This window comes from Leifsonia sp. Y878 (genome assembly GCF_057669685.1).
The window spans coordinates 1,044,649-1,064,458 of sequence record NZ_JBYHFS010000002.1 but is presented as its reverse complement, the minus strand read 5'-3'; the positions used below and the strand labels follow the sequence as shown (position 1 = coordinate 1,064,458).

General features: G+C 64.9%; 20 protein-coding genes and 1 tRNA gene. 2 read left to right on the top strand and 19 right to left on the bottom strand.

Features of this window, described 5'->3' with window-relative positions; all coding sequences use genetic code 11:
* Positions 1–51: 51 nt before the first annotated feature.
* The 17 genes from cls to tilS form a co-directional block, all read right to left on the bottom strand.
* A complete protein-coding gene (gene cls, locus AC25Y4_RS11065; RefSeq protein ID WP_488120437.1) occupies positions 52–1,515 on the bottom strand; it encodes a cardiolipin synthase in 1,464 nt (487 codons plus the stop codon).
* A gap of 6 nt (positions 1,516–1,521) precedes the next feature.
* Entirely contained in the window at positions 1,522–1,698 is a 177-nt protein-coding gene (locus AC25Y4_RS11060; RefSeq protein WP_488120436.1) for a hypothetical protein, read from the bottom strand.
* A gap of 206 nt (positions 1,699–1,904) precedes the next feature.
* The gene (locus AC25Y4_RS11055; RefSeq protein WP_488120435.1) at positions 1,905–2,402 is read right to left on the bottom strand and encodes an endonuclease domain-containing protein; all 498 of its coding nucleotides are present in this window, start codon (positions 2,400–2,402) and stop codon (positions 1,905–1,907) included.
* A 1,143-nt stretch (positions 2,403–3,545) separates the two neighbouring features.
* Positions 3,546–3,719, bottom strand: a complete 174-nt coding sequence (locus AC25Y4_RS11050; RefSeq protein ID WP_488120434.1) for a hypothetical protein — start codon at positions 3,717–3,719, stop codon at positions 3,546–3,548.
* A gap of 3 nt (positions 3,720–3,722) precedes the next feature.
* Positions 3,723–5,252, bottom strand: a complete 1,530-nt coding sequence (gene lysS / locus AC25Y4_RS11045; RefSeq protein ID WP_488120433.1) for a lysine--tRNA ligase — start codon at positions 5,250–5,252, stop codon at positions 3,723–3,725.
* Between the two features lie 60 nt (positions 5,253–5,312).
* Entirely contained in the window at positions 5,313–6,191 is an 879-nt protein-coding gene (gene panC / locus AC25Y4_RS11040; RefSeq protein ID WP_488120432.1) for a pantoate--beta-alanine ligase, read from the bottom strand.
* Positions 6,188–7,075: a Rossmann-like and DUF2520 domain-containing protein gene (locus tag AC25Y4_RS11035; RefSeq protein ID WP_488120431.1), complete on the bottom strand. Its 888-nt coding sequence runs from the start codon at positions 7,073–7,075 to the stop codon at positions 6,188–6,190. Before AC25Y4_RS11035 ends, panC begins: the two co-directional genes overlap by 4 nt.
* A 3-nt stretch (positions 7,076–7,078) precedes the next feature.
* A complete protein-coding gene (locus AC25Y4_RS11030; protein WP_488120430.1) occupies positions 7,079–8,797 on the bottom strand; it encodes a PH domain-containing protein in 1,719 nt (572 codons plus the stop codon).
* Positions 8,794–9,288: a PH domain-containing protein gene (locus AC25Y4_RS11025; protein ID WP_488120476.1), complete on the bottom strand. Its 495-nt coding sequence runs from the start codon at positions 9,286–9,288 to the stop codon at positions 8,794–8,796. Before AC25Y4_RS11025 ends, AC25Y4_RS11030 begins: the two co-directional genes overlap by 4 nt.
* A gap of 127 nt (positions 9,289–9,415) precedes the next feature.
* On the bottom strand, positions 9,416–9,892 hold the full coding sequence (locus AC25Y4_RS11020) for a DUF3180 domain-containing protein (protein ID WP_488120429.1): 477 nt from the start codon (positions 9,890–9,892) through the stop codon (positions 9,416–9,418).
* Positions 9,889–10,449 (bottom strand): 2-amino-4-hydroxy-6-hydroxymethyldihydropteridine diphosphokinase, encoded by a 561-nt coding sequence (gene folK, locus AC25Y4_RS11015; RefSeq protein WP_488120428.1) that lies wholly within the window; start codon positions 10,447–10,449, stop codon positions 9,889–9,891. The genes AC25Y4_RS11020 and folK overlap by 4 nt, the downstream gene beginning before the upstream one ends.
* Positions 10,446–10,859, bottom strand: a complete 414-nt coding sequence (gene folB, locus AC25Y4_RS11010) for a dihydroneopterin aldolase (protein ID WP_488120427.1) — start codon at positions 10,857–10,859, stop codon at positions 10,446–10,448. The genes folK and folB overlap by 4 nt, the downstream gene beginning before the upstream one ends.
* Positions 10,856–11,668 (bottom strand): dihydropteroate synthase, encoded by an 813-nt coding sequence (gene folP, locus AC25Y4_RS11005; RefSeq protein ID WP_488120426.1) that lies wholly within the window; start codon positions 11,666–11,668, stop codon positions 10,856–10,858. Before folP ends, folB begins: the two co-directional genes overlap by 4 nt.
* Positions 11,665–12,234, bottom strand: coding sequence for a GTP cyclohydrolase I FolE (gene folE / locus AC25Y4_RS11000; protein WP_488120425.1), 570 nt, complete (start codon positions 12,232–12,234; stop codon positions 11,665–11,667). The genes folP and folE overlap by 4 nt, the downstream gene beginning before the upstream one ends.
* Positions 12,235–12,241: 7 nt before the next feature.
* Complete coding sequence (gene ftsH / locus AC25Y4_RS10995) at positions 12,242–14,257, bottom strand: ATP-dependent zinc metalloprotease FtsH (RefSeq protein ID WP_488120424.1); 2,016 nt, start codon at positions 14,255–14,257, stop codon at positions 12,242–12,244.
* A 162-nt stretch (positions 14,258–14,419) separates the two neighbouring features.
* The gene (gene hpt / locus AC25Y4_RS10990; protein ID WP_488120423.1) at positions 14,420–14,971 is read right to left on the bottom strand and encodes a hypoxanthine phosphoribosyltransferase; all 552 of its coding nucleotides are present in this window, start codon (positions 14,969–14,971) and stop codon (positions 14,420–14,422) included.
* A gap of 61 nt (positions 14,972–15,032) precedes the next feature.
* Positions 15,033–16,028 carry a tRNA lysidine(34) synthetase TilS gene (gene tilS, locus AC25Y4_RS10985; RefSeq protein WP_488120422.1) on the bottom strand — a complete coding sequence of 332 codons (996 nt, stop codon included), beginning with the start codon at positions 16,026–16,028 and terminating at the stop codon, positions 15,033–15,035.
* 91 nt (positions 16,029–16,119) lie between these two features.
* Here tilS and ppa point away from each other — a divergent pair, with 91 nt between their 5' ends.
* The gene (ppa, locus tag AC25Y4_RS10980; RefSeq protein WP_488120421.1) at positions 16,120–16,611 is read left to right on the top strand and encodes an inorganic diphosphatase; all 492 of its coding nucleotides are present in this window, start codon (positions 16,120–16,122) and stop codon (positions 16,609–16,611) included.
* Positions 16,612–16,696: 85 nt separating this feature from the next.
* Here the strand turns inward: ppa and AC25Y4_RS10975 are convergent, their stop codons facing one another.
* Complete coding sequence (locus AC25Y4_RS10975) at positions 16,697–18,055, bottom strand: C40 family peptidase (RefSeq protein WP_488120420.1); 1,359 nt, start codon at positions 18,053–18,055, stop codon at positions 16,697–16,699.
* Complete coding sequence (locus tag AC25Y4_RS10970) at positions 18,048–19,424, bottom strand: peptidoglycan DD-metalloendopeptidase family protein (protein ID WP_488120419.1); 1,377 nt, start codon at positions 19,422–19,424, stop codon at positions 18,048–18,050. Before AC25Y4_RS10970 ends, AC25Y4_RS10975 begins: the two co-directional genes overlap by 8 nt.
* A gap of 313 nt (positions 19,425–19,737) precedes the next feature.
* On the opposite strand from AC25Y4_RS10970, the gene AC25Y4_RS10965 reads away from it, so the two are divergent.
* Positions 19,738–19,810: transfer RNA gene (locus AC25Y4_RS10965), tRNA-Glu, on the top strand.

Below are 19,810 nucleotides of genomic sequence, written 5' to 3'. Positions count from 1 at the left end.
CGCCGTTACAACGGCGACTCTCGGCACAAACGGCGACTCTCGGCGCTTCGGCTACTGCACGGCCGAGGTCAGGCGCGCCAGATTGTCGAGCACTGTGGAGCGCAACGGCTGCTTCATCCACTCGTCGAGCGTGAGTTCACGGCTGTCGGCCCGGTAACCGTCTTCGATGGCGCGCAGCTCAGACACGAATGACTTGCCGCGCACCATCAGCGAGACCTCCATGTTGAGGCTGAACGAGCGCATGTCCATGTTGCTCGAGCCGATGACGGCGACTTCGTCGTCGATCGTGAAGTGCTTGGCGTGCAGGATGTACGGCGCCTTGTACATGTAGATCTTGACGCCGGCACGCAGCAGCTCTTCGTAGTACGAGCGCTGCGCGTGGTAGACGAGGGCCTGGTCACCGATCTCCGAGACGAAGAGCTCCACGTGCAGCCCGCGCTGGGTGGCCGTGGTGATCGCGTACATGATCGACTCGTCTGGCACGAAGTACGGGCTGGTGATGATGATGCGTTCCTGCGCGTAGTAGAGCAGCGCGAGGAAGAGGCGCAGGTTGTTCTCGCCCTTGAACCCTGGACCGCTCGGCACCACCTGGCAGTCGATGGCGTCTGGCACGTTGCGAGGACCGACAGGTTCAACGCTCCGGGTGATCAGCTCGTTCGTCTCGCTGTACCAGTCGGTGATGAAGATGGCGTTCAGTCCGGCAACGATCGGGCCTTCGACCCGCGTCATCAGGTCTTTCCACTTCAGGCCCCGACGGCGGTTGCGGCGTGAGTTGTACGTGCGGTCGATGACGTTCTGCGACCCCATGTAGCCGACCGCAGCGTCGACGATGAGCAGCTTGCGGTGATTGCGGAGGTCCGGGCGCTGCCACTTGCCCTTGAGCGGCTGGATCGGCAGCATCAGTTCCCACTTCACGCCGGCGCGGTCCAGGCGCTTCAGCGTACGGCGATACCCCACCTGCCGCATCGACTGCAAGTGATCGAACAGCACACGAACGGTCACGCCACGTTTCACCGCGTTCTCGAGGGCGTCGAAGAACGGCGCCGTCGTCTTGTCGAAGGAGATGATGTAAAACTCAACGTGCACGAACTTCTTGGCCTTGTTGATGTCGTCGATCATCGCGTTGTACGTGCCCTCGTAGCTGCTGAGCAGGCTGGCGGTGTTGTCGCCCACCAGCGGCATCGCGCCGAGGTTGCGGTTCAACTCGACAACGGATTCCAGCCATATCGGCCACGGGTGATCGCGCCTGACGCGCTCCATGCCATCCGTGCTGTCGAGGATGAACTGGTTGATCTGGTCCTGCTTCTGCAGGCGCTTCTTCGGAAGCGTCCGGTATCCGATCAGCAGGAAGAGGATGGCACCGATGTACGGCAGGAAGAAGATGGCAAGCAGCCAGGCCATGCCCGATGTGGGGCGGCGGTTGCGCGGTACGACAATGACGGCGACAACACGAACAGCAAAATCAATGAAAAGCGCGACCAGAATGGCAATGGTCGTGATGTCCCAGCCGTCCATGCAGGCCTAGGCGGCGGGTTTGTCGAGCCCGAGGCGCGCGCGCTCTTCGGCCTCAACCTCGGCGTAGACCTTGCGCTCAGTACGATCGGCATGCACGATCGCACGCATGATCACCCAGAAGGTCAGCCCGACAAGGACGGTCGGTGCAAGTGACCACAGCGCATTAGCCCAAAAATTGTCCATAACACTCTAAGGATACGCGTAGTTTCCTGTGCGTTGCTGGCGGCCGCTTGGCCCCTTTTTACGGGGCTGCCGGGGCTGGCAGGGCTGGCGCGCTCGAACCAGAGCGGATGCCACCGAAACAGGCGTCGCGAAAACAGGAAACATTGCCGTAGAGAGCGCGATCCGTCCTGTATTCGGTGACGGATGCTCGATTCGTCCTGTTTTCGCTACGCCCCGACCGGCGTCACAGGGCGACCGCTGGCAAGGATTGTGCGGATGACCTCGATGCATAGCGGCATCTGCTCGAGAACCTGGTTGTAGCGGAATCGGTGCCATCGGTAGCCGCGCAAGACTAGTTGCGCTTCTCGTCGGCGATCCTCGTCCTGTGAGGTCTCGTCGTCGTGCCACTCGGCGCCATCGGTCTCGATTACGAGCCAGCCGTCGATCACCAAGTCCACCCGGCCAACGCCGCTGATCGATACCTGCACCTCGACGTTCCATCCCTCGGCCAGGGCAGCGAGCCGCAGCAGCGTCTCCAGCCCAGACTCTGCGCGCCGATTCATCCGCTGGGCCAACCGCCGACATCTTCGCGGCAGCCGTTCGAGGACGTCGGCGAGGTCGCGCTCCCGCAGGATGCCTGATTTCAACGCGCTGTCGAAAGCGGCGATCGTGTCGTCGGCCGACGCAATTCGCGCATACTGGGCGAGCGAGTCTCGTAGCGACATCCGCCAGAGCCGCTCATCGGTGACTGGGAAGAACTCTCGTACCCACAATCGGTGTTCACCCGGCCCCGGCTGGGCAAGTCTGCTTGCCCTCTGTGGCGACGCCACCCAGAGCCCTGGCGATCGCGTAATCCATACGCCGTAGCTGCGCAGAGCGGATGCCGCTCCGAGACGTCCTCCCAACACCACCGCTCGCATCGCCGGCCCGTCAGCGTTGCGGCACGCTACCCAGCTGCGCCCGAGCGGCCACAGTTCCCGTGCGGCAAGTGCGTTGCGAATATTTCGGTCGGTATGCCCGAGGTTTCGCAATTGGGCTCTCGTAGCGAGATTCCCGAATCGGAGCATGTCCTGGTTGAGTGAGCGCTGCATCCGTCGATATTCGCCCGGCTTGCCCCCTCGTCACGCAGGGCGCTCGGGAGTGTGAGCACAGCGCACAGCTCGCACTGTGTGGAGGACGCGTGCTCGCGCCCCGGCGCGGGTGCGGGTGCTGGTGCGGGTTCGGGTGCGGGTGCGGGTTCGGGTGCCGGTGCGGGTGCGGGTTCGGGTGCAGGTTCGGGTGCCGGTGCGGGTGCTGCGCGGATCTGCCCGTCGCGAAAACAGGAAACATTGCCGCAGAGAGCGCTATCCGTNCGGGTGCGGGTTCGGGTGCAGGTTCGGGTGCCGGTGCGGGTGCTGCGCGGATCTGCCCGTCGCGAAAACAGGAAACATTGCCGCAGAGAGCGCTATCCGTCCTGTATTCGGTGACAGATGCTCGATTCGTCCTGTATTCGCTACAGGAACGACAGGAGCGGGACTGCTCCGCGCGGTGTGGAGGACGCATGCTCGCGCCCCCGGTGCCGGTGCGGGTGCGGGTGCGGGTGCTGCGCGGATCCGCCCGTCGCCAAAACAGGAAACATTGCCGCAGAGAGCGCGATCCGTCCTGTATTCGGTGACAGATGCTCGATTCGTCCTGTATTCGCTACGCGCACGACGAAACGGCTCCGCACGCCGCAGCAAGCCCACAGCCCACAGCCCACAGCCCACAGCCCACAGCCCACAGCCCACAGTCTGCAGCCCGCAGCCCGCAATCCGCAGCCGAACTGGTCACAGCCGAGCGGATGCCGCAAAGCCAGATGCGACGCCGCCAGGGGCGGCGGTCGCCGGCCGCTATTTACTCAGGATGCCGATCAGCCCTGAGCCCAGCATGTACAGGCCGACAGCGCCGACGACGACCCAGATCGCGATCCGATTCATCGATGGGCCCTTCTTCTCGCCGTCGCCGGATCCGTCGCCCTTTTTCTTCTCGGGCTCGAAATCGTCTTTACGCAAGAAGCTCATCATGACCTACTTCACCAGGGGGAACAGGATAGTTTCGCGGATGCCGAGGCCGGTCAGCGCCATGAGCAGGCGGTCGATGCCCATGCCCATTCCGCCGGTCGGCGGCATGCCGTATTCGAGTGCGCGCAGGAACTCCTCGTCGAGGCGCATCGCCTCAGGGTCTCCCCCGGCGGCCAAGCGTGCCTGCTCGACGAAGCGCTCGCGCTGGATGACGGGGTCGACGAGCTCCGAGTAGCCGGTGGCCAGTTCGAAGCCGCGGATGTAGAGGTCCCACTTCTCGACAACGCCAGGCAGAGTCCGGTGTCCGCGAACGAGCGGGCTGGTGTCGACGGGGAAGTCCATCACGAAGGTGGGGCGCACGAGGTCGCCCTTGACGAAGTGCTCCCAGAGCTCTTCGATGTACTTGCCGTGGATGGGGTGGTCGATCTCCAGCTCTTCGCGCTCTGCGAGTGCCTTGAGCTCAGCGATCGGGGTTTCCGGCGTGAAGGAGGTGCCGGCAGCGGCGTTCAAGCTGTCGTACATGCTGATGCGGTCCCACTGGCCGCCCAGGTCGTACTCGGTGCCATCGGCCCACGTGACGACGTGGCTGCCTGAGACGGTGACTGCGGCATCCTGGATCAGCTTCTGGGTGAGGTCGGCGATCGAGTTGTAGTCGCCGTATGCCTCATAGGCCTCGAGCATCGCGAACTCCGGCGAGTGTGTGGAGTCCGCGCCCTCGTTGCGGAAGTTGCGGTTGATCTCGTAAACCCGGTCGATGCCGCCGACCACGGCGCGCTTCAGGAACAGCTCAGGCGCGATGCGCAGGAACAGCTCGGTGTCGAACGCGTTGCTGTGCGTCTTGAACGGGCGAGCGGATGCCCCACCATGCATGACCTGCAACATCGGCGTCTCGATCTCAATGAAGTCGAGAGCGGTGAACGTGGCGCGGAGGCTTGCGACAGCCTTCGACCTGGCGATCACGTTGAAGCGTGCCTGCTCGCGGGCGATGAGGTCGAGGTAGCGGCTGCGAACGCGCGTCTCCTCGTTCAGCTCCGAGTGCAGGTTCGGCAGCGGCAGCACGGCCTTGGCCGCGATCTGCCACTCCTTGACCATGATCGACAGCTCGCCGCGACGGGAGGAGATGACCTCGCCTGAGACGAACACGTGGTCGCCCAGGTCGACGAGCGCCTTCCACTCTGCGAGGGACTCTTCGCCCACTTCGCCGAGCGACACCATGGCCTGGATGCGGCTGCCGTCACCGCTCTGCAGGCTCGCGAAGCAGAGCTTGCCGGTGTTGCGCAAGAACACCACGCGGCCGGCGAGGCCGACGATTTCGCCGGTGGTGGCATCCGCTTCAAGGTCGCTGTAGCGGGCACGCACGGCGGGAATGGTGTCGGTCACCGGCACTGAGACCGGGTACGCGCCGCCGCCGAGCGAGGTCGCCGCGGCGTTCAGCCGCTCCCGCTTGGCCAGTCGCACGGCCTTCTGCTCCGAGATCTCCGCCTCGGTGAATTCGGGCTCGGTCGGCTGTGAAGGCGTGTTGTTCGTGTCGCTCATGCGGTTCTCCGTCGGTCGGTATCAGGGGCAGGGTGGCCCCTGAACCAGCGGTTGTCGTGATTAGGTGAGGTCGAGATCAGCGTTGTCGATGAGGCGCGTGCCTCCGACCAGCGCGGCGACCAGCATGCGAGCAGGCCCCCGATAATCGTCGTCAACCGGCAGGAACGTCTCCGGATGCACAACAACGAGATAGTCCAGTTTAACCAGTGGCTGCGCATCAATGACCGCATGGGCGGCTTCGAGCGCTTCTGCAGCGCTTCCGCGGCGAGCGGATGCCGCAGCCAGGCCCGCAGAGAGTGCGAGCGCACCGTCTCGTTCCACGTCACTCAACCGGGCATTCCGGCTCGACAGCGCGAGCCCATTGTGCTCCCGCACGATCGGGACGACCTCGATCTGCACTGGGGTGTTGAGGTCGGCGACCATGCTCTGCACGAGGAACACCTGCTGGGCGTCTTTCTGGCCGAACACGGCGACATCCGCTCCGGCGATCTTCACGAGCTTGTCGACGACAGTGAGCACGCCATCGAAGTGTCCTGGCCGTGACGCGCCTTCGTAGAGGAATCCGACGGGGCCGGCCGTGATCGTGGTGCCGCCCCCACCGTTCGGGTACATCTCCCTAGCCGTTGGCGCGAAGACGAAGGAGACACCGGACGCGGAGAGTTTCTCCACATCGGCGTCGAGCGTGCGCGGGTACAGGTCAAGGTCGGCGGCGTCACCGAACTGCAGCGGATTGACGAAGATGGACACCACAACGATGTCGCCGAGCTCGCGCGCTCGCGCGACCAGCGACAGGTGGCCGTCGTGCAGTGCGCCCATGGTCGGGACAAGCGCAACCCGTCCTGGCTGACCGGCGGCGACGGCCGCTGCCCTGGCCTCCTGGATACGCTGGCGCAGCTCGGCAATCGTGCCGATCACATCGGGTGTGTGGTGCGCGGTCATTTGTCCTCCGGTGTTTCTGAATCTGGTGTTTCCGGTGTTTCTGAATCTGGTGTTTCTGGTGTTTCTGAATCTGGTGTTTCTGGTGTTTCTGGTGTTTCTGGTGAATCTGGTGTTTCTGGTGATTCTGGATCGGGTGCCAGGCTCCCGGCCGCGCTGCCGAATTCGGCGAGCTCCGCGAGCACGGCCCTGTCGATCGCGTCGTGATCGGTGCGGGCGAGGGCGTTCTCCATTGCAGAGCGCACGAGAGGGGCGATGACCGCGCCTGGCTGTTCGATGCCGATGCCCGACAGCAGGTTCGTCGCCTGGTCGATGATGGACGTGGCGAACGCGGTCGCCGTGTCCACCGCCTCCGCGTAGCTCGCGCGATCCGCTTCGCCCACCACAACGGGCTCGCCGCCCATCTCCACAACGAGCGCCTGGGCGATCGGCAGCACGGGCGTCGGAGCCGTGACGGCGAAGTAGCTGTCGGTCAGTCGCGCAATGTCCATGCTGGTGCCGGTGAAGCTCATGGCCGGGTGAATGGCGAGCGGGATGATGCCGCTTGCAAATGCGGGCTGCAGCACGTTCGTGCCGAATCGAGCGGATGTGTGCAGCACAAGCTGGCCCTGCTGCCACGTTCCAGCGGCGGCCAGTCCACTGACCAGGCTCTCGAGCTGGTCGTCAGGCACGGCCAGGATCACCAGCTCACTGCGCTCGACGATCTCGGGGATGGTCAGGATTGGTACGGCGGGCAGGATCGCCTCAGCCCTGTCACGGCTGTCCCGTGAGATCGCAGAGATGCCGACGATGGCGTGGCCGGCACCGGCAAGTGCGGCGCCGAGAATGGGTCCGACGTGGCCGGCACCGATGATGCCGATGCCCAGCCGTCCGGGACGGGTGTTCATGAGTTACTCCAGGGTGTTCATTGTTGTGCTGTCATCCAGGTACCAGTGGTGACTGGTGTCTGAGTGAGCGGACTCGACCGCACCGACCGCGATGCGGCCGAAGAGGCGTTCGGCTTCGCTGACGTCGATGACGGGAAGTCTGGCGCTCACCGGACCGGAGACCGTGTGCAGGTGAGCGGAGGCCAGGCGCAGCATCCGTTCGATGGGACCCTGGTCGATGCGCACGCTCTGCAGCCTCGCCAGCGGTACCAGGATCAGTTCGCGGGAGACGACGCCCCGACGCACGATGGCGACGCCCTGTGAAATCGTGTAACCCGTGCGACGCCAGGAGAACGGCCGGAGCCACGCAGCCCGACGCGGGGAGTTGATGAAATCGGCGTCTCCGCCTGGCGACACCATGCCGTTCGCGATGAGGGCGCGCTGCTCCTCTTCGGCGTAGCCGGGCAGGATGAGCTCGAGCACCTTCGCCACATCAATGGCGGTCCCGACGGGGAGCGTCGTCGTATTCGCCTGCCCGCCCGCGCCGCTGGTCGTGGAGTGGCCAGCTGTGTTGATGCGCACCTGCCACCAGCCGAACGGCCGCCACAGGATGGGCTGCGAGACCTCGATGGCGTGGATCCGGCCCGGGGGCAGGATCTCGCTGCTGGTGGAGAGCAGCCCAAAGCCGACCCGCACGCCGTCTGGCGTTCCGGCGATGCTGTACCGCAGCGACTTGGTGAATCGAGAGAAGTAGAACGTGACACTGCCGATGATGCCAGGCACGATCGCGATCAGCAGCCAGCCGGAGGTTCCCGTCGACACACTCACGATGATGGCGACGAGCGCCGCGGCCAGGAACACCGTGAATGGACTGAAGATCAGCGAGCCGAGGAGGCGAAGTGGCGGGATGCGCACCACGGATTCCGGTGGTGCGGCATCGGGGTCGAGCTCTGGGGCGATGAACTCGTTCAGCCGGTCGGTGGCGAAGCCTCCCACGCGTGCGCCGAAGTCGCCAGGGTGCCGGGCTGCGGATGCCTCGATCGGAGCACCGCCGGCCGCGTCCTGGTCGTCGGATGACGCCGGCCAGGCCGGTGCCGGGCTGGCCGTGGAGGTGTCGGCCGCAACGGCTCCTGCGGTGGTGTCAGCGGCAGCGCCAGGAGTAGCCGCTGCCCGCAACGCCGCGCCGGCCGCGCTCACCGCGTGCCCTGCTGGGGCGGATGCCGACTGCCTGGCGCCAGAGGCAAGGCGCAGGATCTCGCGGCGCAGGTCATCCGCTAACGCAGACCGCAGGTAGGCCAGCGACACGTTGGCGTCCTGGCCGGCCACGCTCACCTCAAGGCGTGCGGCGCCGATCAGCCGGGGAATCAGCGGGCGCACGATATTGACGCCCTGGATGCGGTCAAGCCTGGCCTTGCGGTGGCTGCGGAACAGCATGCCGCTGCGCACCTCGACCACATCGTCGGTCACGCGGAACGAGTGCATCCGCCAGGAAAGGTAGAACACGATGAGGATGACGACCAGCACGACGGCCACGCCGAGCAGGACCCATCCGACGATGCCGCGCCTGAGGATCTCGTCAATCGGGTCGCCTTCGTAGTTCGGCACACCGAAGAAGAAGTCGACGAGGCGTTCACGCAGGTTCGCGATGACGAAACCGAGCACGGCGACGATGAAGATTCCGCCGCGCAGCAGCGGGGTCGCTGGGTGCAGACGGTGCCAGTCACCGTCGACAACGGCGCTCATAGCCCAGCCCGGCGACTCTCGGCCAGGGCAACGAGGTGATCGCGCAGTTCTTCTGCGTCTGCCTCTGGCAGGCCGGGGATCGACACCCCGGTTGCCGCGGCGGCCGTGACGAACTTCAGGTCGGCCAGCCCCAGCCATCTGGCGACGGGGCCGCGGGTGATGTCGACGAGCTGCATCCGTCCGTACGGCACGGAGACGAAACGCTGGAACATGATGCCGCGGCGAAAGAGCAGGTCGTCTGCGCGCAGCTGGTAACCGATGGATCGCAGTCGACGCGGTTCGAGCACCAGGGTAACGACGGTGATGATTGCCACGATACTGCCGGCCCAGAGTGCCCAGATCTGTTCAGCGGCGAGCCAGAGGAAGGCTGCAACCGCGCACGCAATCAGGCCGAAGACCAGCGTGCCGACGACCTCAACAACGAGGTATTTAGGCGAGACGCGGCGCCACTCGCTCACGTCGGTCAGGTCGAGACGTGCTGACGGCTGCACTGGATCGTGCGGCTGCGCTGCGTCGTTGAGCTGCGCCGCGTGCACAGCCTCGGTGGGCTGTTCTGCGTTGTGGGCAGGCGCTCCGTCGTTCGAGCGCTCCACCGGGTTGTCAGGCACAAACGAGTTATCAGGCACGAACGTCTTCTCCCCGGTCATTGTGGTCATCGTCACGAGGAGGAAGTGTGCAGAAATGCTCAGCGACGAGACCACCCGCCAGCAGTATGGCAGCACCAACCGCCGTAGCGATCGCCAGCCAGAGTGTGGAGACGGCTGGCACGACTGACCGGGTCAGGATGTACACGGCGATGCCAAGGCCGACGCCGAGGATAAGCGCACCGCTGAGGCTCGACGCCTTCGCCAGCACAGCGATCCGCAGCGCAACGAATGGATTGACGGGCGCTCTCCCCGTGCCGCGCGTCGACCTTCGTACCGGCCAGGCCACAATCACGATGAGGATGCCGATCACCGCGAGAGTGAGCGGCAAACTGATCGGTGGCACCAGGATCGGCACACCGAACGACGCCGCGGCGAGTTCGGCCAGGAACCCCACGACCAAACCGGCGAGGGCCAGCGCGATCAGCGGTGTTGCGTGGGTGCGTTTCACGGGCCGACCCCTTCGAATGGTGCGATGGTGATGTCGAGCTGGGCGAGCAGGTCAGCAACCCGTCCGAGGCCTGGAAGGTGCGCATCCGGGTCGAGATCGAGCCAGGGGACGAGCACGAAGTCGCGAACGGCCGCCCGCGGATGCGGCACGGTGAGCTCGTCGTCGTCGATCTGCAGGTCGCCGAAAACGATGATATCGACGTCGAGGGTGCGATTGCCCCACCTCTCGGCGCGAACACGGCCGTTGTCGTTCTCGATCGCGTTGATCTCAGCCAGCAGCTCGTGCGGGTCTTTCGTGTAGCGGCCAGCGACCGCTGAGTTCAGGTAGCTCGGCGCTGTGTGGTCGACGCCGTGCAGCGTGAGCGCAGCCGAGGTGTACAGCGGCGCGGCGCCGGTGAGCTCGAACCCGTCGATCTCTGAGATCTCGCGCACGGCCTGGTCGAGGATGGCGGCCCGATCGCCCAGGTTACTGCCGAGAGACAGGATGACTGGAGTGCCGGCATCCGCTCGGCCTGCTGCGGGGTTCATACGAATGTTGGGGCGCGGGATCGGCGTCATGACAATGCCTGCTCATACGCGGTCTGCTCACGCGCGGCCTGCTCGCGGGTGATCTGGACTGAGACATCGGTGAACGGCACGGAGATGGGCGCACTGGGCTTGTGCACCGTCACCTGCACGCGCTGGGCGGCCTGGTGGGCGAGCACGACGCCGGCAATACGCTCGGCAACCGTCTCGATCAGGTCGACGGGGTTGTGGCGGGCGGCCTCGGTCACTTCGACCGCCAGCTCGCCGTAGTGGATCGTCTGGGCGATGTCGTCGCTGCCGGCAGCGCTGGTGAAGTCGAGCCAGACGGTGACGTCGATCACGAAGTCTTGGCCGTTCTCGCGTTCGAAGTCGTAGACGCCATGGTGGGCGTTGACCCGCAAGCCGGTCAGCGTGATGGAATCGGCGATGGGCGAGGTGGTCATAGGTCCATTCTGACGGAGCTGACGCGCGCAAGCACCGACAACGCCGCGCGCGTCCCTGCAACGTCGTGTACCCGCACAGCCCATGCATTGGCCTGAGCGGCCAGAACACTGATCACTGCGGTGGGCAGATCGCGGTCGACCACGGCCGCTCCCTCTGGAAGAACGCTGGCCACGAACCGCTTGCGGGAGGCGCCGATCATCACGGGAAGCCCCAGTGAATCGAACTCGCCCAGCCTGCCGAGGATCTCCCAGTTGTGCTCAGTCAGCTTCGAAAAGCCGAGCCCCGGGTCGAGGATGATCCGGTCGGTGGCGACGCCGGCGCTCACGAGCGCGTCAACCCTGGCCGACAGCTCGTCGCGCACGTCGACGACCACGTCGCCGTACTGCGTCATGGTCGCGCGGTCCATCTCCTGCGCGTGCGCACGCCAGTGCATCGCGATGAAGCTGAGCCCGGTATCTGCGGCAACGGATGCCATAGCCGGGTCGGCCAGGCCGCCAGACACATCGTTGATGATGTGCGCACCTGCAGCCGCTGCCGCTTGGGCGGTCGACGAATTGAGCGTGTCGACGCTGATCATCAGTCCCTGCCGGGAGAGCTCCGTGATGACGGGGATGATCCGCGCCTGCTCTTCGTCCGGCGCCACCCGTCCGGCGCCAGGCCGGGTGGATTCCCCGCCGATGTCGATGAGGTCTGCGCCAGCGGACTGGAGGTCGAGCCCGTGCTGGATGGCGGCATCCGTTTCGATCCAGCGGCCGCCGTCGCTGAAGGAATCGGGAGTGACATTCAGCACTCCCATGATCAGGCTCATGACGAGTGTCCGATGAGCGCCACGATCTCGGCGCGGGCAACGGGGTCCTGCAGCGCACCGCGAGTGGCCATGGTCACCGTTGAACTGTTCGTCTGTCGTGCGCCACGCGTGGTCACGCAGCCGTGCACGGCGTCGAGCACCACGAGCACGCCGCGCGGCGCCAGGCCGTCGTCGATCGCCTGGGCGATCTCTTCTGTGAGCCGTTCCTGCATCTGGGGCCTGGACGCCAACGTGTCGACCACGGCGGGGAGCCGCCCGAGACCGACAACGCGATCACCTGGGAGGTATGCAATGTGCGCGCGACCCACGAACGGCAGCAGGTGATGCTCGCACATCGACCGGAATTCGATGTCGCGGAGCAGCACCAGCTCGCCCGTGAGAGGGCCGACCGGAACCGTGTCGCGCAGGTGCTCAAGCGGGTCTTGGGAGAGCCCGCCGAAGAACTCTGCGTACGCCTCAGCCACCCTGCGCGGGGTCGATTCCAAGCCGGGCCGGCCGGCATCCTCACCGATTGCAGCAAGGATATCGGCGACGGCCGCTTCGATGCGTGCCTTATCGACAGCCACGCGACGCCTACGCGGTCGCGGGGCGCGGGTTGCGGTTCGGGGCGCGCTTCGGCTGGGGAACTGCCTCGCCTGCACCGCTGTCGATGCCGCCGTCAACGGCGCCCTCATCAATCGGCGCCTTCGGAGTCGGCATGCTGATCGGCGGGATGTCGGAGACAGGGCGCTTTGCGTTGGAGAGCCACTGCGGGCGCGGTGGCAGCTTCTTCACATTGGCGAAGATCTCGGCGAGTGCGGTCTGGTCGAGCGTCTCGTGTTCGAGGAGTGCTGCGGCCAGCGTGTCGAGGATCTCGCGGTTCTCGTTCAGCACCAGGTACGCCTCGTCATGCGCGCTCTCGAGAAGCTCGCGCACCTCGGTGTCAACACGCTCAGCGAGTCGCTCAGAGTAGTCACGCTGGTGGCCCATGTCACGTCCGAGGAACATCTCACCGGATGCCTGGCCGAGCTTCAGCGGACCGACAGCGGCACTCATGCCGAACTCGGTGACCATCTTGCGTGCCGTTGAGGTGGCCTTCTCGATGTCGTTTGATGCGCCGGTCGTCGGGTCGTGGAAGATGATCTCTTCTGCGACGCGGCCACCCATGGCATACGCCAGCTGGTCGAGGAGCTCGTTGCGTGAGACGGAGTACCGGTCTTCGAGCGGCATGACCATCGTGTAGCCGAGCGCTCGTCCGCGCGGGAGGATCGTGATCTTGGTCACGGGGTCGGTGTTGTTCATCGCGGTGGCCACCAGGGCGTGTCCACCCTCGTGATACGCGGTGATCAGCTTCTCCTGGTCGCGCATGATGCGCGTGCGACGCTGCGGACCGGCCATGACGCGGTCAACGGCCTCGTCGAGGGCGCGGTTGTCGATGAGCTGGGCGTTCGAGCGCGCGGTGAGCAATGCGGCCTCGTTGAGCACGTTGGCCAGGTCTGCACCGGTGAAGCCCGGCGTCTTGCGTGCCAGAACTTCAAGGTCGACACCCTGCGCCATGGGCTTGCCCTTGGCGTGCACCTCGAGGATGCGCTTGCGGCCGAGCATGTCGGGCGCGTCGACGCCGATCTGGCGGTCGAAGCGACCGGGGCGCAGCAGCGCTGGGTCGAGGATGTCAGGGCGGTTCGTCGCGGCGATCAGGATGACGTTGGCCTTGACGTCGAAGCCGTCCATCTCAACCAGCAGCTGGTTGAGCGTCTGCTCACGCTCGTCGTGGCCACCACCCATACCGGCGCCACGGTGACGACCGACGGCATCGATCTCATCGATGAAGATGATCGCGGGGGCGTTCTCCTTGGCCTGCTGGAACAGGTCGCGAACGCGGCTCGCACCGACACCGACGAACATCTCGACGAAGTCAGAGCCGGAAATCGAGTAGAAGGGAACGCCAGCTTCGCCGGCAACAGCGCGGGCGAGCAGGGTCTTACCGGTTCCTGGGGGGCCGTACAGCAGTACCCCCTTCGGGATCCGGGCACCAACGGCCTGGAATTTCGCGGGCTCCTTGAGGAAGTCCTTGATCTCCTGCAGTTCTTCGATGGCTTCATCAGCACCGGCGACATCCGCAAATGTGACCTGCGGGCTCTCCTTGGAGACCAGCTTGGCCTTTGACTTGCCGAACTGCATGACCTTGTTGCCGCCGCCCTGCATGCCAGACAGCATCAGCCAGAAGAACACACCGATCAGCAGCACGGGCAGCAGGATGCCGAGCAGCGACAGGAACCAGTTGGCCTGCGGCACCTCGTCGGTGAAGCCGTCCTTCGGGTTCGCTGCGGTCACCGCCTCGACAACCTCAGTTCCGCGCGGTGCAACGTAGTAGAACTGCACCTGGTTGCCGAGCTTTTCGTCGGCTTTGGTGAGTGTGAGGTCGACGCGTTGTTCGCCGTCGACAATGGTGGCCTCTGCCACCTTGCCGTCCTTCAGGAACTCAAGTCCCTGTTGGGTGGAGATCTCTTTGAATCCCGACATGGTGAGGAGGCTGGAGCCCACCCACACGGCGATGACGGCGAGAACAATGTAGAGGAGCGGCCCGCGCAGTAGCTTCTTGACGTTCATGGTTCTCACAGGCTACCGTCACAGCCCTGAATGCTCGCCGTATGTTCGCCGTGGGATGAACTGGAATCTGAAAATTGCCCACTTCATCCGACAAAGCGGCCTCGTCCGTGGTCGGGGAGGCCGCTGTTCGTTTGCTGAGGAGGCCGTCAGGCCGTCTCCGCCCTACGAGTAAACGTGCGGAGCCAGAATCCCGATCGAGCGCAGGTTGCGGTACTTCTCGTTGTAATCGAGGCCGTAGCCAACGACGAACTTGTTCGGAATGTCGAAGCCGAAGTACTTGACGTCAATCTCAACGCGAGCCGCTTCAGGCTTACGGAGCAGGGCGCAGATTTCAATGGATGCCGGGCCGCGCGAGTTGAGGTTGGCCATCAGCCATGACAGCGTCAGGCCGGAGTCGATGATGTCTTCGACGATGAGCACGTTGCGACCGGTGAGGTCGGTGTCGAGGTCCTTGAGGATGCGCACGACGCCGCTCGACTGGGTGCCTGAGCCATACGAGCTGACAGCCATCCAGTCCATCGTGACAGGGTGCTGCAATTCGCGGGCCAGGTCGGCCATGACCATGACCGCGCCCTTCAGCACGCCAACGAGAAGCAGGTCTTTGCCTGCGTAGTCGGCTTCGATCCGACGTGCGAGCTCCGCGAGCTTGGTGCGAATCTGCTCCTCGTCGATCAGAATCTCGGTGAGGTCGCCTTCAATGTCGCGTGGTTCCATGGAACGGAAATTTCCTTTGCTCGACTCGATTCGAAGCGGTGCGGCTCTACCGCATCAACGTCTAGTGCTGCGCGGTAAACACGAGCAGCCCGTCCTGCCTGATAACTCTAACGCCTGGGAGGTCGAGTGCCTTCTGTCCGTGCCAATCGGTGATCAGCCGGGAAACGGCGAGCGTGTGCACGCGTTCCAGTGAGATTCCGAATTCGCTCTCAACGACGAAGCGGATGATCCGCTGCCGGAGAGCTGGGGGGTTCGCCTCGAGCGCACCCACTGACACGGCGATCCCGGCCTCAGCGGGTTCGCAGATCTCCTCGATGAATTCGAGCACGATGGCGTCGAGGGCTGCTGAGTCTTCACGCAGCTGGACTGCCGTCCTGGCGAGGGCCTCTGCCACGCCCGGCCCGAGCTCGGCCTCCATGACCGGCAGCACGGTTTCGCGCACACGCACCCTCGCGTATCGCTGGTCGGCATTCTGCGGGTCGTTCCACGCGACGAGGCCGGAGTCGACACAGAACTGTCGCGTCTGGTCCCGACGGATGCCGAGCAGTGGACGCAGGTACCGACCGCTTGCGGCCGCCATGCCCTGCAGGCTGCCGGCCCCGGCGCCCCGCGCGAGGCCGAGCAACACGGTTTCCGCCTGGTCGTCGAGGGTATGTCCGAGCAGCAGCGCCGATGCGCCCGTCTCGTCCATGGCCTGTTCGAAGGCCGCATAGCGCGCGGATCGTGCCGCGCCCTCAGGGCCCTCTCCCCCTGGGTCGGTGGCAACGGTGACTCTCTGCACGATAACGGGGTCGAGTCCGAGGGCCTCTGCCTGCCTGGCGGCCGCGGCTGCGACATCCGCTGACCCGTCCTGAAGTGCGTGATCGACGATCACGGCGCCGGCTTTCACCCCGGCTCGTGCCCCTTCAAATGCGGTGGCGGCGGCAAGGGCCAGCGAGTCTGCGCCTCCGCTCAACCCGACGAGCACGAGACTGTCGGCCGCTGGCAACGCCTCGCGCACCATTCGGCGTACGTCGGCAATTGCGGGGCTGAGGCGGGGGCGGCGTTCGGACTCCATCCAGTAACGTTATCCGCAGACTTCGAGCACGTAGTCCGGTCTGGTGGACATTGAACGCCGGGCAGGACGTAACCAAAGGAGAAATCTGGCCATGGCCGCATATGACGCAGTTATCGAAATCCCGCGTGGAAGCCGCAACAAGTACGAAGTAGACCACGAGACCGGTCGGGTGTACCTCGATCGCGTGCTCTACACGACCTTCGTGTACCCCACCGACTACGGCTACTTCGAGAACACGCTCGGCCTCGACGGTGACCCCGTTGACGTGCTGGTGCTGCTCGACTACCCGCTGTTCCCCGGTGTTGGCGTGTCGGTTCGTCCCGTCGCCGTGTTCAACATGACGGATGACGGTGGCTCAGACGCCAAGGTCATCGCCGTTCCCGCTGGTGACCCGCGTTGGGATCACATCCAGGACGTCAACGACATCCCGGAGTACACCCGCAAGGAAATCGAGCACTTCTTCGAGCACTACAAGGACCTTGAGCCTGGCAAGTGGGTCAAGACCGAAGGCTGGGGCGACGCAGCTGAGGCCGACCAGATCATCCTGGACGGCATCGCGAAGCTGGCGGCAGAAGGCCACTAGCCTTCAGCACCTCATCGGAGGTGCGCCAGTCGACAACAATGCCCCGCAGAGAATCTCTGCGGGGCATTGTTGCATCTGTAGTTGGCTAGCCTGACGGGCGGCCGACGTATCCGGCGACGTCGTCCCAGCCCCAGATCGAGTGGATGCGTACCGGCTTGCCGATGTCAGGCGCCTCGAGGATTTGGCCGCCGCCCAGGTAGATCGCGACGTGGTAGTAGTCTCGACCGCCCCACCAGAACACCAGGTCGCCGACCTGTGCCTGGGAGAACGGGACGAGGCGTCCCTGGTTTCGCATCGTGTTGTACTGGTCGGTGGCTGAGTGCGTTCCGATGTAAATTCCCGCGGCGGCATATGCCGCTTTGGTCAGGCCTGAGCAGTCCCAGGCGTCCGGGCCTGAGCCCCCAAGCTGGTAGCGGTCGCCCAGCTGCTCTCTCGCGAAACTGATCGCCGTATCCACTGCACTGGCGTTGGGGGTTGGAGCCGGAGCCGGCGCGGGCGCGGGTGCGGGAGCTGGCGCCGGTGCAGGTGCCGGAGCGGGAGCTGGCGCGGGGGCTGGAGCAGGCGCCGGAGAACCGCCGCCCGTGTTCCCACCGGTGTTGCCGCCGGTGTTGCCACCGGTTGAGGGCGTGGAGGGCTTCGGGGCTGCTGCCTGCGCGTCAGCCAGTGCTTTGGCGGCTGCGGCGGCGTCGAGACCTGCCTGGTGCGCGCGTTCGGCCTCGGCCGTTGTGTCCTTCAGGAGAGCGAGCTGCTCGAAGAGCTCACTCGACTTCTTCTGCTGTGTTTCAAGGGCTGACTGTGCGGCCTGGGCAGAGGTACTCGCGTCGTCGAACCGTGATCGAGAATCGCGCGTGAGCTTCTCGCGCTCGACGGTGGCCGATGCGGCCTGGTCACCGAGCGATTCAGCGCTGTTCTGGTCCTGGATCGCCTCTTGATAGATCGTCTGGGACTGTTCACTCAACTTGCTGGCCGTGCCGAGCTGGTGCAGCAGATCAGAGGCAGACCCGCCGTTGAGGAACAGGTTCAGCGACAGGTCCTGCGCGCCCGTCTTTGCCAGGTGCGCCGCGATCAGTCCGGCACGCAGCTTCGACGTCTCTGCCTTGGTCTTGGCGGATGCCGCCTGCTTGGCCAGGCTCTTTTCCTTGGCTGTTGCGGCATCGAGCTGGTCGAGGGTCACCCGGTAGGCCTCAGCCGCCTTCTGCGACTCCTTGGACGCGCTGTCTGCAGCAGTCTGCAATCCCGCCAGCAGCGTGCCGATCTCAGCGATCTGCGCCTTCTTGGTGGCCTCGCTCTGCTTGGCCTTCTGAACGTCATCCCAGCTCGGGTAGCCCTGATCGGCATACGCGACCGGCGCCGTGAGGCCGATGGAAGCGGTGACCGCTCCGATCGCCATCGCAGACAGCAGCGCCGCTGGCTTGATCCGTGGACGTTTGCGCGTGTTAGCCAAGTCCTGCTCCTCGGTCAGCCATGAACGGGACTGGGTCGATGCGGTTACCGCTGATCCGCACCTCGAAGTGCAGGTGGCATCCGTCTGCTGCGCCTGTCATGCCGACGCTTGCGATGTTCTGGCCTGCGCTGACGCTCTGGCCGTTGCTGACAAAAATGCCGCCATCGCGAATGTGGGCGTATCCGGTGCTCACACCGTTGCCGTTGTTGATCAGCACGAAGTTTCCGTAGGTTCCGAAGCGTCCGGCGTATTCGACGGTGCCGGCAGCTGCGGCATAGATCGGCGAGCCGCACCCGGCACCGAGGTCTGTGGCGTAGTGGTACCCGCCGCTGCAGCCCTGGCTACCGCAGATGACCTGCCGAGGACCAAAAACGTCGGTGATGCGACCGCTGGACGGAACCGCCCAGCCAGAATCGCTGATGAATCCACCGCCCAGTCCAGGTCCAGCTGTGCTGGAGCCGCCTCCGCCTCCCCCGCCACCTGAGTTGGCTGCCGCCTCAGCAGCAGCTCTGTCACGTGCTTCCTTCTCCAGCCGTGCGCGTTCCACAACGCCCGCCTGATAGGCCGTAGCCGTGGTTGCTTCCGTGTCGCGCATGAACTTCAGCTGCTGGTCGAGTTCGATGCTCTTGGCTTCTGACACGGCCAGGGCCTCCGCCGCCGCGTCTGCTGCGGCCTGGGCTGCAACGAGGGCACTCTCTGCGACGACGCGCAGGCTCTCGCGCTCTGCCTGGGCAACCTTGGCCTGGTCTCCCAGCGACTGCGCGTTGTTCTTGGCCGCCTGGGCCTTGGTATAGGTCTCGCTGCTACGCTCCACCAGCTTCGACATGCTGCCGAGCTTTGCAAGCAATTCGTCTGCGCCCGCACCCGACTTCTGCTCATCGAGGAAGAGGTTCACGCTGAGGTCAGTGCCGCCCGTGCGGTACAGCTGCGCGGCCAGCTGCCCGGCCTGCTTGCTTGCGGCGTCTGCGGCCAGTTGGCTGGCATCCGCTTCGGCCTGGAGATTGTCGGCGCGAAGAGCAGCGTCGTCAAACTTCTCCTGGGCGATCTGAAGTTCAAGGCCGCGGGCCTCTGACTCTGCCTGGGTCGCAGCTACCTCGACGGCGAGGCCGGCAATGAGATCCTGAATCTCGGAGACCTTGGCTTCTGCAGCCTGGGTGTTGGACTTCGCGCTCTGCAGGTCGCCCCAGGTGGGGTACTCGACGGCCAACGCCGGCGAGGCCGGAGTGGTGAGGGTTGATACCAGGGCAAGTGCGGCCAGTACCGCTGTGGCGGAAAACATACGGCGGCGACGGATTCGTGCCGCACCAATGATGGGTCCCAGCAGGCTGACCTGCGCTCCGCGCTCGATTGGTGAACTGGTGCGACTCATAACTCCCCGATCAGGCCCTCGTGAACACTTCTGTCACAGTGGCAACTCTCTTCACAGTAACAACAGCGGGCTCGGGCACACGCCAATGCAAACGAATCTAACCCGCGTGCACTGCTGCAACCGGGTCATTCGCGGGCGCGGTGGAATTTCAGAAATTAGTTTGAGAGAAATAAAAGCGCCCTGACCGGGACTTATCTACGCACATATGCGGCATTCGGGCCCAAAAGCGACACGCCGGTGGCGCTCGATTTGAACTATCGGGCAATCTAATCGTATGCTTATGCGTCGGAAGTCATCAGCTGATGACAGCCACGGCCCCATCGTTTAGTGGCCTAGGACACCGCCCTTTCACGGCGGCAGCACGGGTTCGAATCCCGTTGGGGTCA